At 71.0% G+C, this 12,498-nt stretch carries 10 protein-coding genes; 4 read left to right on the top strand and 6 right to left on the bottom strand.

Annotation, left to right across the window (positions count from 1 at the left end):
- Nucleotides 1-45: 45 nt before the first annotated feature.
- Genes ACTWPV_RS35270 through ACTWPV_RS35280 form a run of 3 tightly spaced genes read right to left on the bottom strand, consistent with a single transcriptional unit; the run spans nt 46 to nt 2,420 of the window.
- On the bottom strand, nt 46-1,209 hold the full coding sequence (locus ACTWPV_RS35270) for an acyl-CoA dehydrogenase family protein (RefSeq protein ID WP_443155088.1): 1,164 nt from the start codon (nt 1,207-1,209) through the stop codon (nt 46-48).
- A 24-nt stretch (nt 1,210-1,233) separates the two neighbouring features.
- Complete coding sequence (locus tag ACTWPV_RS35275; protein WP_443155089.1) at nt 1,234-1,746, bottom strand: MaoC family dehydratase; 513 nt, start codon at nt 1,744-1,746, stop codon at nt 1,234-1,236.
- A gap of 50 nt (nt 1,747-1,796) precedes the next feature.
- A complete protein-coding gene (locus ACTWPV_RS35280; protein WP_347647288.1) occupies nt 1,797-2,420 on the bottom strand; it encodes an amino acid-binding protein in 624 nt (207 codons plus the stop codon).
- Nucleotides 2,421-2,622: 202 nt separating this feature from the next.
- Here ACTWPV_RS35280 and ACTWPV_RS35285 point away from each other — a divergent pair, with 202 nt between their 5' ends.
- Nucleotides 2,623-3,702: a serine hydrolase domain-containing protein gene (locus tag ACTWPV_RS35285; RefSeq protein WP_443155090.1), complete on the top strand. Its 1,080-nt coding sequence runs from the start codon at nt 2,623-2,625 to the stop codon at nt 3,700-3,702.
- A gap of 59 nt (nt 3,703-3,761) precedes the next feature.
- On the opposite strand, the gene ACTWPV_RS35290 is transcribed toward ACTWPV_RS35285, so the two are convergent.
- A complete protein-coding gene (locus ACTWPV_RS35290) occupies nt 3,762-6,884 on the bottom strand; it encodes a bifunctional cytochrome P450/NADPH--P450 reductase (protein ID WP_443155091.1) in 3,123 nt (1,040 codons plus the stop codon).
- Nucleotides 6,885-6,939: 55 nt separating this feature from the next.
- Between ACTWPV_RS35290 and ACTWPV_RS35295 the strand changes: the two genes are divergently transcribed.
- The gene (locus ACTWPV_RS35295) at nt 6,940-7,506 is read left to right on the top strand and encodes a TetR/AcrR family transcriptional regulator (RefSeq protein WP_347647285.1); all 567 of its coding nucleotides are present in this window, start codon (nt 6,940-6,942) and stop codon (nt 7,504-7,506) included.
- Between the two features lie 6 nt (nt 7,507-7,512).
- Here ACTWPV_RS35295 and ACTWPV_RS35300 read toward each other — a convergent pair whose 3' ends face one another.
- Nucleotides 7,513-7,812, bottom strand: coding sequence for a hypothetical protein (locus ACTWPV_RS35300; RefSeq protein ID WP_443155092.1), 300 nt, complete (start codon nt 7,810-7,812; stop codon nt 7,513-7,515).
- Between the two features lie 35 nt (nt 7,813-7,847).
- The gene (locus ACTWPV_RS35305) at nt 7,848-9,095 is read right to left on the bottom strand and encodes a right-handed parallel beta-helix repeat-containing protein (protein WP_443155093.1); all 1,248 of its coding nucleotides are present in this window, start codon (nt 9,093-9,095) and stop codon (nt 7,848-7,850) included.
- 304 nt (nt 9,096-9,399) lie between these two features.
- On the opposite strand from ACTWPV_RS35305, the gene ACTWPV_RS35310 reads away from it, so the two are divergent.
- Nucleotides 9,400-10,905 carry a glycoside hydrolase family 13 protein gene (locus ACTWPV_RS35310; RefSeq protein WP_443155094.1) on the top strand — a complete coding sequence of 502 codons (1,506 nt, stop codon included), beginning with the start codon at nt 9,400-9,402 and terminating at the stop codon, nt 10,903-10,905.
- 53 nt (nt 10,906-10,958) lie between these two features.
- Nucleotides 10,959-12,302 carry a sensor histidine kinase gene (locus ACTWPV_RS35315; protein WP_347647281.1) on the top strand — a complete coding sequence of 448 codons (1,344 nt, stop codon included), beginning with the start codon at nt 10,959-10,961 and terminating at the stop codon, nt 12,300-12,302.
- Nucleotides 12,303-12,498: the final 196 nt, after the last annotated feature.

The following is a 12,498-nucleotide window of genomic DNA, read 5'->3' on the forward strand; positions in this document are numbered from 1 at the left end:
ACCCGTATCAGCCCAAGAGATGCGCCCGCGGGACGCTTCCCCGGATCACCAGCCGAGGCGGCCCTTGCCGGAGACGAGCGCGCGGGCGATCACCATGCGCTGGATGTCGTTGGTGCCCTCCCCGATCGCCATCAGCGGCGCGTCCCGGTAGAGCCGTTCGACGACGAACTCCTGGGAGTAGCCGTACCCGCCGTGGATCCGCATCGACTCCAGCGAGGCCTTCAGCGCCACCTCCGAGGCGAAGTACTTCGCCATCCCCGCCTCCATGTCCACCCGCTCCCCCCTGTCGGCCCGCGCGGCCGACCAGTAGGTGAGCAGGCGGGCGGCCTGGATCTCGGTGGCCATGTCGGCGAGCTTGAGCTGGATGGCCTGGAAGTCCGCGATCGGCTGCCCGAAGGCCGTGCGCTCCCGGGCGTAGGCGAGCGCCGCGTCGTAGGCCGCCTGGGCGACGCCGACGGCACGGGCCGCGATGTTGATGCGGCCGATCTCCAGCCCGCCGAGCACCTGCTGCATCCCGCGTCCTTCGACGCCTCCGAGCAGGCAGGACACCGGCACGCGCACCGCGTCGAGCACCACCTCGCACGTCTCGGTGCCCTTGTAGCCGAGCTTCGGCAGGTCGCGGCTGACGCTGAAGCCCTCCGCTGAGGGGTCGACGAGCAGCACCGACATGCCCCTGTGGGCGGGCTCCTCGATCGAGGTCTTGACGAGCACGGGCAGCGGGTCGGCGTGGCGGGCGTTGGTGATCCACGTCTTGGTGCCGGTCACGACGTAGTGGTCGCCGTCGCGTACGGCACGCGTCTGGATGCTCTGCAGGTCGGTGCCCGCGCCCGGCTCGGTGAGCGCGATCGCGGTGCGGCGGACGCCGCCGGCCAGGTCGGCCAGGTGGCGGCTCTTCTGCTCCTCGGTGCCGTGGCGGGCGATCATCCAGCAGGCCAGCGAATGGGAGCCGATGGTGCCCGCCACGCCCATCCAGCCGCGCGCGATCTCCTCGAAGACCAGGGCGAAGGAGACCATGTCGGCGCCCATCCCGCCGTACTCCTCGGGCACGCTGAGGCCGAACAGCCCCATCTGCTTCATCTTCTCGATGATCTCGGCCGGGTATCGGCCGGAGTGCTCCCACTCCGTGGCCACCGGCTGGATCTCCTTGTCCACGAACGCCCGCAGGGTCTCGCGGAACGCCTTCTGCTCGTCCGTCAGCTCGAAGTCCATGGCTCTCGATCCGTCAAGGGGCCGTCAGAGGGGGCCGCTCCTGGCCCGCGGGAAGTAGTCCTTGTCGTGCGGCGCGTCGCGCTTGTAGACCATGACGGTGCGCGTCCACGACATGATCTCGTCGCCGTCCTGGTTGAGGCCGCGCGTGTAGCAGGTGACGATGCCCGCGTACGGGCGCGATCCCGACTCGCGTTTCGCGGTGACCTTCGACTCGGCGTAGACGGTGTCGCCCACGAACACGGGATGGGTGAGCCGGATGCCCTCCCAGCCGAGGTTCATGATCGCGGTCTGGCTGACGTCGATGACGGAGAGGCCGAGCACGATGGCCACGGTCAGGCCGGAGTTCACGATGATCTTGCCGGTGGGGGCCCTGGCGGCGAAGTGGGCGTTGAAGTGGTTCTGGTTGGTGTTCATGGTCAGGAGCGTGAACCAGGTGTTGTCGGCCTCGCTGATCGTGCGGCCCATGGGGTGCTGGTAGACGTCCCCGACGGTGAAGTCTTCGTAGTAGCGGCCGATGCTGGGCTCGTGAACGGTCAAGAGCGGCTCCTGTTCGCACCGATCACGTTAGTGACGAGGTGATCGCCCGGTCAATGACCCGCGCGTACGGACGTGGGCCGGGCGGCGAGCGTGGCGACCACGTCCACGATGCGCGCGGCGCGTTCGACCTCGGCGCGGTGGAACACCGGCCCGCCGGACCTGGCGACCACCACGTGCAGGCCCTGGGTGAGCACCGGGAGCAACATCAGCCGCAGCTCGCGGGCGTCGACGGTGATGGCCCGCGGCGGGCGCTCGGGCGGGTCGAACTCGGCGGGGGCGGCCAGCGAGGCGTGCCGCACGGCGCCGTCGGCCACGGCCACCGACCATTCCGCCCCGCACAGCCCGGGCAGCGCGTCCACCAGCGTGGCGAACCCTCGTGCGGGCTCGGCCGCGACGTGCATCAACAGGTCGTAGTCGGGGGCGGATCCCGGCATCTCCTTGGTCTGCCAGACCCCTTCCACGCGTACGCCGGGCATGGAGGACAGCCGCTCGCTCGCCTCGCACGGAGTGATCGGGCCCGGCCAGGAGACGGTGAAGTCGTCCACGGCGCGGCCGCACTCGCGTTCGAGCACGACGACCTGCAGGATGTCGGCTCCCAGCGCCCCCAGCGCCTTGGCGATCTGCCCCAGACCGCCTGGCCTGTCCGGAAGAGACACCCTCAGTCGCAGCAGCATCGCGCCCCCCTTTCCAGAGGCTCCCACAGTGCCGTGGAGAGATGTCGGGCATGTTCCACGGATGTGTCGCACATGCTGCGGTTTATATCCCAGCATGCAGCGTTAAGTCCGGATTGTCGATAAAGCGTATTGCGGTTTTCCGCAGGTCATCGTATGGCGGACCGCATGGCCGGGTCCTCCCCTGATTTCTACAGTCGTCCCCATGATTTCCCTGAAGATAGCCGCTCTTTCGCTCGTCCTGACCTCGCTCGCACCCGCGGACGACCGTCTCGCGTCACTCGAACGACAGCTCGACAACCTGGTGAAGGCCAAGGCCCTGTCGGCGGCCCTGGTCCGGGTCAGCGACAAGGGAAAGGACTGGACGGCCGCCGCCGGATACCGCGACGTGGTCTCGCGCAAACCGGCCGACCCCGAAGGCCATTTCCGCATCGGCAGCGTGACCAAGACGTTCGTGGCCACCGTCGTGCTGCAACTCGCCGACGAGGGCAAGCTGTCACTCGACGACCCGATCTCCAAGCACCTGCCCGGCGCGTTGCCCGAGGGCAGCCCGATCACGGTGCGGCAGGTGCTGAATCACACCAGCGGGCTGTTCGACTACGCGGGCGCGGGCATCCCCGGCTGGTCGGTGCGCGACTTCCGGCCGGTCGAGTCGCGCTACGACCAGACGCCGGAGGAACTGCTGGCGGTCGGGCTGTCCAAGCCGCCGTACTTCAAGCCGGGCAAGGGCTGGCGTTACTCCAACACGAACTACGTGGTGGCCGCCATGCTGATCGAGAAGCTGACAGGCGGCTCGTACGCCGACGCGATCACCACCAGGATCCTGCGCCCCCTCCGCCTGACCCGCACGTCCCTGCCGGGGCACCGCCAGTCGATGCCCAAGCCGCACGCCCGCGGCTACGCCGTCCACAAGGGCAAGGTGGTGGACGCCACCCGGATCAACCCGTCCCTGGAGTACGGCGCAGGCGAGATGATCTCGACCACGGCCGACCTGGCCCGCTTTCTCGACGCCCTGCTGGGCGGGAAGCTGACCAGCACGTCCGCGCTCAAGCAGATGCGCACCACGCAGCCGGTGGCCGACGGCATGGGGTACGGGCTCGGCCTGCAGAAGTTCGACCTGACGTGCGGCAAGAGCGTCCACGGCCACAGCGGCGGCGTCTTCGGCTACATCACGTACGCGCTGCGCTCGGACGACGGCCGCACGCTCGTGATGTCCGGCAACCCCTACAGCGAGACGGCCTCCGCCGACGCCCTGCAGAAGGCCCTGGACACCGTGTTCTGCTGACCGAGGGCCTTCGGGAGCGTCGGCGCGCGGACGCGGAGCCGGAGCGCGCCACCGGGGGGTCAGGCGAAGACGTCCTGCTGGTAGCGCCCGCCCTCCTCCAGCCCGGCCAGCCACGCCGCGCCGTCGCGGCCGGTCGCCCGGCGGTGGACGTCCAGCAGCGCCTGCCGCACGGCCGGCGCCATCCGCAGGCCGTCGCCGCAGACGTAGACGTGGGCGCCCTGCTCCAGCAGCTCCCACACCTCGGCGGCGCGCGCGGCGATGGCGTCCTGCACGAACCGGTACGGATGCCCCGGCACGGCGGAGTACGCGGCGTGCACGGTCACCGCGTCCGACGCGGCCCAGGCCGCCAGCTCGCCCGCGTACAGCTGGTCGTGGTCCGGATGGCGGCAGCCGGTGAACACCGTGGCCAGCCCGGTCGCACCGGTCAGCGCCCGCTCCTCCAGGAAGCCGCGCAGCGGCGCGAACCCGGTGCCGGGGCCGACGAGGATCACCGGCGTGGCCGGGTCCTCGGGCAGCCGGAACGGCGGCGCGGGGACCCGGACGTAGCCGTAGAAGACGTCGCCCTCCTTCAGCCCCGCCAGGTAGGCCGAGCACATGCCGTGGTAGGTGCCGGAGCCGGACCAGGCGGGCCCCTCGACCAGGCCGACGGTGAGCCGGACGAGGCCGGGATCGGCCAGCGGCGAGGAGGAGACCGAGTAGTAGCGCGGCCTGATCGGCCCGGCCATCTCCAGGAAGGCGGGGAGCGGCAGCTCGATCGCCGGGAAGCGGTCGAGCAGGGCAAGCGGGGAGACCCGCTTGGCGAGGATCTCGTCGGCGTAGCTCGCGGTCAGCTCGGCGATCTGGCCGCGGGTCCACGGGCAGCCGGTGTGCGCGGCCATCGCCTCCAGGTCGGACCTGGTGGCGACCTCCTGCAACTCGGCGAACTCGGTCAGCAGCAGGCCCGCCGTGACCGGCGTGCCGACGGGCAGGTGGGTGGCTCCGGCGGCGCGCAGCCGTACGACCCGGTCCCGGGGGACGCGCAGGCGGCCCAGCGCCCACTCCACCAGCTCGGGGTCGTTCTTGGCGAAGACGGCCACGTGGTCGCCCGCCGTGTACGTGACGCCCTCGGGCAGCCTGGCCACGATGGAGCGCACGCCGGGGCGGGGCGACTCGATCGAGAAGTCCCAGAGTCCCGCGGGGTCGCCGGTCAGTTCCTCGGTCGAGACGACGGTCAGCGGGAAGGCCCGCTCGGACACGACCGCCGGCCGAACCTCGGTCTCGCTGAGCACCTCCATCTCGTAGCGGGGGCCGGCGCCCGCGGTGGGCGCGCTGTACTCGGCTGCCAGCGCCTCCCACAGCCGGGCCGTCCACGCCGACACGTCGCCGTCGAAGTCGCCGTCCGTGTCGGCCTCGCCGCGTTCGATCAGCGGCACGGCGCCCGCCGCCGTCAGCTTCTCGTACGCCCGCTTGGGGAACTCCTGGTACGTGGGCCACTGCGTGTTGCCGCAGCCCAGCACGGCCAGCCGCACCCCGGACATGTCGGGCAGCGACTCCAGGGCGTCGAAGCGCTGGGCGTTGTCGGGGGCCTTGCCGTTGTAGGAGGAGGCGACCACGACGAGCAGGCCCTCGCCCGGCGGCGTCAGCTCGTCCAGCGCCGTCAGCGTCGTGGCGAACCCGGCCCGCCCCGCCCGCTCGGCCAGGCGTTCGGCGAGGTCGGCGCTGGTGCCGAGGTTGGAGCCGTACGCGACGGTGAGGGGGACGCCGGTGACGGCGATCTCCTGCTGCTCGGTCTGCCGCTCCTGCGGAACGGCCACGACCGCCCGCTCGTGGGCGCGGCGCTCGCGGACCCTGAGCGTGAAGCCGTCCGGCTTGAGGGTGAGCGTCTGCTTGATCTTCATGCGGTAGACGCTCGGGTCGGACACGGCGAAGCGTCGCAGGATCAGCGCCAGGGCGAGCCTGGCCTCGGTGAGCGCGAACTGGCGGCCGATGCAGGCCCGCTCGCCGTTGCCGAACGGCTTGTACGCCGCCGGGTGGTGGTCCTTCTTCTGCTCGGGCAGCCAGCGGTCGATGTCGAACTCGCCGGGCCGGTCCCACGCCTTGGGGTGGCGGTGCAAGGCCGGCAGCAGCACGCCGGCCCTGGCGCCCTCGGGCAGGGTGTAGTCGCCGATCGTGGTGTTCTCGGCCGTGTTCCCGATCGGGCTCACGGCGAACAGCGGGATCGGCGACCAGACGCGCAGCGTCTCCTCCAGGACGCGGGGGATCACGTCGAGCTTCATGATCGTCTCGTAGGAGGGCGGCTCGTCGTCCGGCAGCAGCCGGTCCACCTCGTCGTACGCGCGGGCCAGGGTGTGGGGCTCGCGCAGGAGGTTGTACAGGGCGAAGGAGAGCAGGCCGCTGGTCGTCTCGTGCCCGGCGATCAGGAAGGTGAGCACCTGGTCGCGGATGTTCTCGTCGGACAGGCGGGCGCCGCTGCGCGGGTCGGACGCCTCCAGCATGAGCCCGAGCAGGTCCTTCGAGCCCGCCGAACTCCCGGAACGGCGCTGACTGATCACGTCGTCGACGAGCTCCTGCATGGTGGCGATGTCGCGGCGGTAGGCCTCCTCGCGCCTGCGCTGGAGCTTGGTGACGAACGGGAGCTGCTGGTTGCGCAGCATGGCCTCGGTCAGCGCGCCGCCCATGGCCGTGAGGAACGGGTGCAGCTCGGGCGAGTCGAACGAGTGGAAGCGGTAGCCGAAGCCGGTGAGCGAGATCGTGTCCAGGGTGAGCCTGGTCATGTCGTCGGCGACGGGCAGGTCCTCCCCCTGGCGGCCGGCCCACGACGCGACGAGCTGCTCGGCGACCTCGAGCATCTGCGGGTAGTACGCCTTCATCGAGCGCTGGCTGAAGGCCGGCATCAGGATGCGGTGCGCCTGTCCCCAGACGGGCTCGTCCCGGTCGGCGGTGAACAGCCCGTCGCCGGCGAAGTCGCGCACGATCGACAGCGGCGGCCCGATGCGCTTGACGAACCGGCTCTCGTCGCACACCTCCGCGACGAGATCCGGGTCGTACACGAGAACGAGCGTGCGACCGGCGATCTCGAGCTGGAAGATGCCCTCGTCGTACCGGGAGGCGACCTTGACGAAGTGCTCCACCGGCGAGTGCGAGGGGATCTGCAGCGTGTTGCCCACGACGGGCAGGCCCGGCGGGGCGGGGATGCGTGCCATGAGAGAGCTCCCTTGAGTAGCCATACACCGTATGGCGGACGCTACCATACGGCGTATGGCTGTGAGCGCGCGCAGAGGAACGCCCCTGACACTGGAAGAGATCAGCTCGACGGCGCTCCGCCTCATAGACGAGGGCGGCGTGGAGGGGTTGTCCATGCGCAAGCTGGCGGCCGAGCTCGATGTCAACCCGATGTCGCTCTACCACCACGTGGCGAGCAAGGACGCGCTGATCCGGCTGATCTGCGCCACGATCCAGCAGCGCGTGCACCTCCCGCCGGACGACGGCACCTCCTGGCAGGGCCAGCTCAGGACGCTGGCCCTGGCCTACTACCGGCACGCGCGCAGCCACCCGGCCATGTGGACCCATCTGCACGCCCACCCGGAGATCATCGAGGACAGGACGCTGGTGATCTGGACGACCCTCTACCGCATCCTGCGGCAGGCCGGGGTGCCGGACCCCGAGCTGCGCAGGACGAGTGACGTGCTGCACGCGTTCGTCACAGGGCTGATCACGGCCGAGATCCAGGGCCACGTGCCGGACGACCCCGACGAGACGGCCCGCACCCTCGACACGGCCGTCCACCTGATGATCAATGGCCTGGCGAGCTATTCCGCCCGGTAGGCGGGCTCAGCCGGCGGCGGCCCAGACGGCCTCGAACGCCGCCTCGGTGATCTCGGTGAGCTCCCAGATCTCCAGCGGCTGGTCGGTCAGGAAGCCGTCGTCGTCCTGCAGCCGCCGCCACCAGTAGCGGCGGGCCGCCCGGTCGGCGCCCACCTCCACCTGCCTGACCGCCCAGTGCTCGCCGTCGCCCTCGACGCTCTCGAACAACCAGGCCCGACCGTCCTCATCGCCCATGTGCCAGTAGTGGCGTGGAGCGTCGGACTCGGCGAGCTGCCTCACCAGAGGCCCGCGAACATCGTGCAGCACGTCGCTCACTCTAGACCCGGCGCCGGGGGCGCGGGTCAGCGCTGGTACGCCCCCGCGTCGGGCGAACCGGTCAGCGCCTTGCCCTTCATGTCCTTGGCGAAGGCCTTGCCGCCGTACCACGACGGGGGCAGGACGATGCCGCGGCCGAGCGCCGGGGAGCCGGCGCGAGGGCGCAGGTCGGTGCGGGAGGTGAAGTTCGGATCGGCCATGACCGACTTCGGGCCCAGCTTGAACCTGGCCTTGCGGCCCTTGTACACGCTGCCGCCCTCGTCGGCGCCCTTGCCGTCCTCGAAGCCGGTCTCGCCGCCGACGACGATCACGTTGTTGCGCAGCTTCAGGATGGACGGCGCGCAGCCGTCGTGGCAGGACCAGCCGACGGTGTCGCGGGCCGGCAGGTAGACCGAGTTGTGCACGGCGACCGTGCCCTTGACCGGCCCGACGATGTGGCGGGGACCGCGGGTGATGAGGAAGGAGCCGCGCTTGCGGGAGGAGGTCACGACGTTGAAGGCGAACACGTTGCCGGTGGCGGTCTTGCCCTTCTTGGCCCCGAGCTCGGTGAACGTCTCGTTGTTGCTGGCGGTGTTGTGGGTGACGCGGTTGCGGTCGCCGCCGAAGACCTCGACGGCGGCGCCGTCGGTGCCGTAGTCCTCGCTCCTGGCGAAGCTGCCGGTGATGGTGTTGCGGGTCACCACGTTGTCGTCGCCGTTGAGCAGCACGCCGAAGGCGCCGGAGTCGTTGTCGCCGCCCTTGTCGTTGACGCTCATCCGGTTGTTGTCGGTGAAGACGCTGTCGCGGATGGTGTTGCGGGCGCCGGAGGGCGTGACGAAGGCGCCGGCGATGTTCTTGTCGGCCTGCACGCCGATCAGCTCGTTGTCGTCGCCGTCGAGCCGGAAGCCGGCCCAGCGGCAGGCGGAGGCCCGCAGGCCGCTGATGCGCCAGTGATGGCCCTCGACCACGACGCAGTCGCCGCCGGAGCCGCTGATCCTGGGCCTGGCCCCGGAACCGTACGTCGTGATGGTGATCGGCTGGGCCTTCGTGCCGCTGGCGGTGAGGGTGATGGGGGCGGTGAAGCCGCTGCCGCGCCTGACGCTGACGGTGTCGCCGGGCTTGAGGTCGGAGATCGCCTGGTCGAGAGACTTCCACGCGGTGCTCGCGCTGGTGCCGGCGGCCGCGTCGTCGCCCGACCGGGAGTCGACGTAGTACGTCGTTCCGGCGTGGGCCTGAGCCGCTGCCGGCGCGGCCGGCAGGAGCGAGACGATGACGGCTACGGGCAACACCCTCATGCGAGCACACCACTATCTAGTTGAAATGCTGACCACGGCAGAGGGCAACCGTAGCGTGATCAAGGGGCGGGACGCCACATGCGCGCTGACATCCGCAGCCTCCTTGGAGGTTCCGCCGAGACCGCAAGAACTTGCGCAATGCGCGGCGGGATCCCCACACCTTCTGACCTCGCGACCGGCCGTTCCAGCGCGGGACGGTGATCTCTGCAACTTTCCGCAAGTTGCACTTGACCGCCGGAGAACGATCGCGGCATCCTTCACCAGACCATCCCGACATCTCGGGACATCCGGGGGAAGGACAGACATGCTCGGCAATGACGACTGGTGGCGCGACGCCGTCGTGTACCAGGTGTATCCCCGCAGCTTCGCCGACTCCGACGGCGACGGCGTCGGCGACCTCGAAGGCGTGCGCGGCCGGCTGCCCTACCTCGCGCGCCTGGGCGTGGACGCCATCTGGCTGAGCCCTTTCTACACCTCGCCGATGGCCGACGGCGGCTACGACGTGGCCGACTACCGGGACGTGGACCCCATGTTCGGCTCGCTCGCCGATTTCGACGCGCTCGTCGCCGGCGCGCACGAGGCCGGCATCAGGGTCATCGTGGACCTCGTGCCGAACCACTCCTCCGACCGGCACCCGTGGTTCCAGGCCGGGCTGCGCGACCGCTACATCTTCCGCGACCGGCCCAACGACTGGGAGTCGATCTTCGGCGGCCCCGCCTGGACCCAGGTCGAGGACGGGCAGTGGTACCTCCACCTCTTCGCGCCCGAGCAGCCCGACCTCAACTGGGAGAACCCGGAGGTGCGCGCCGAGTTCACGGGCATCCTGCGGTTCTGGCTCGACCGCGGCGTGGACGGCTTCCGCATCGACGTGGCGCACGGCATGGTCAAGGCCCCCGGACTGCCCGACGTGGGATCGAAGGACGGGCGCCAGGCCGAGATGCTGGGCGGGGAGCAGGTGCCGTACTTCGACCAGGACGGCGTGCACGACATCTACCGCGAGTGGCGGCCGATCCTCGACTCCTACCCGGGCGGCAGGATGGCGGTGGCCGAGGCGTGGGTGTCCTCGCCGGAGCGGCTGGCCCGCTACATCGGCCCGGACGAGCTGCACCAGGCGTTCAACTTCGACTTCATGCTGGCCGACTTCCACGCCAAGTCGTTCCGTACGGTCATCGAGAAGTCGCTGAAGGAGGCGGAGCTGGTCGGGGCGCCCACCACGTGGGTGCTGTCCAACCACGACAAGCCGCGCCACGTCACCCGCCACGGCGGCCTGGCCCGCGCCCGGGCGGCCACGCTGCTCATGCTGGCCCTGCCGGGCTCGGCCTACCTCTACAACGGCGAGGAGCTCGGCCTGCCCGAGGTGCTCGACCTGCCGGACGAGCTGCGCCAGGACCCGGCGTTCCTGCGCCGCGGCGACAGCCGCGACGGCTGCCGGGTGCCGATCCCGTGGACCGGCTCCGGGGGCATGGGCTGGACGGACCCGTGGTTGCCGATCCCCGCCTCGTGGGCGGCGCTGTCGGCGCAGGCCCAGGAGGACGACCCCGGCTCCACGCTGAACCTCTACCGGGCCGCCCTGCGGATCCGCAAGGAGCACCCGGCGCTCGGCGGCGGAACGCTCGCGTGGCTCGACTCCCCCGAGGACGTGCTGGCCATCGAGCGCGACCCCGGCCTGGTCGTGGTGGTCAACACGGGCGAGGAGCCGGTGCGTCCCGACGTGACGGGCGAGGTGCTGCTGTCCAGCGGGCCGCTGCCGCGCGACGGCTCCGTCCCGCCGGACACCACGGTCTGGATCCAGCGCTCCACGGTTGGGTGAATCTTTGTCTTAACCCGACATATAGCGGCAATCACGCTCGGTAACCTCAGGGGATGGCACCCTGGTGGGCCAGGTCCCTGCGCGGACGCGTGACCCTCATAGCGACGGCCGTTGCCGCCCTCGTGTTCATCCCCCTCGCCATCGTCGGCATCGTGGTGGCCAGGTCCGTCATCGAGGCGAGCGTCTTCCAGTCGACGAGGGACACCGCCGAGCGCATCGCCGCCGAGATGCGCGGCGGCGCGCTCCCCGCGGGCGCCGCCATCCCGGTGGTCGACCCGTCGGTCGACCTGATCCAGGTCGTCGGCCCCAACGGGCAGGTCCTCGCCACGAGCGACGCGGCCAGGAACCTGCCGCCGCTCAGCGACGTGCGCCCCACGCAGGAGACCCAGGACATCAGCACCACGAACTGCCTGCCGAGCGAGTGCGTGCACCTGTCGGCGGTACGGGTGACCATCTTCGCCGACTCCCCCGTCGTGTACGCCGGCCGCAGGAGTCCCGACGTGCTCGACACCCGCGTTCTCGACGTGATCGTCCTCGTCCAGGTCGCGGTGCTGATCGCGCTGGCCTCGTGGACCACGTGGCTGGTCACGGGGAAGGCGCTGCGGCCGGTGGCGATCATGCGAGCCGAGCTGGACGCCGTCCGCGCCGGCGACCTGAGCCACCGGGTCTCGCAGCCGCCGGGCGACGACGAGCTGGCCCAGCTGGCCTGGTCCGTCAACAACACGCTGGCCCGGCTGGAGCGCTCCGCCGAGCAGCAGCGCCGGTTCGCCTCCGACGCCTCGCACGAGCTGCGCACCCCCATCGCCGGGCTGCGCGCCCAGCTCGAGAGCGCCCAGCTCTACCCGGAGGACACCGACGTCGAGTCGCTGGTGAGCGGCAGCCTGCGCGACACCGACCGCCTTGAGGCCATCATCACCGACCTGCTGCTCCTGGCCAGGATCGGATCCCAGGTGGACGCCGCCAAGGAGGACGTCGACCTGGCCGTGCTGGTGCGCCAGGAGCTGGCCACCCGCTCCGACAAGGTGCCCGTCCAGGTGGAGCTGGCGGAGGGGGTGGTGGTCGAAGGGGTACGCGTCCAGCTCGGCAGGGTGCTGACCAACCTGCTGGACAACGCGCAGCGGCACGCCGAGTCCCGGGTCCTCGTCACGGTCTCCCGCGCGGACGGCATGGCGGTGCTGGCCGTCGAGAACGACGGGATGGAGATAGCCGTGCAGGACCGCGAGCGCATCTTCGAACGCTTCACCCGCCTGGACGCGGCGCGCAGCCGTGACGCGGGCGGCACCGGGCTGGGCCTGGCCATCGCGCGGGACGTGGCGATGGCGCACGGCGGCCGGATCGCCGTCGAGGAGCGCGCGGGCGGGGCGAGGTTCGTCCTGCGGCTTCCGCTCGCGCAGTGACGGCGCGCCCCGGCCAGGACCGCCCGGTGCGGGCGGCCCGGTGCGGGCGGACCTGGGCTCCTGCGGCTCGGCCGCGCACGAGGCGGCCAACCGGCTGCACACGGTCATCACGCTGGTGGAGTGGGGCCGTACCGAGGAGGCGGTGGCGCTGGGGACTGTGGAACTGCGGGCCGCGGTACGGGGGTGTGGGCAGGCC

This window comes from Nonomuraea sp. KM88 (assembly GCF_052245635.1).
Classification (GTDB): Bacteria; Actinomycetota; Actinomycetes; order Streptosporangiales; family Streptosporangiaceae; genus Nonomuraea.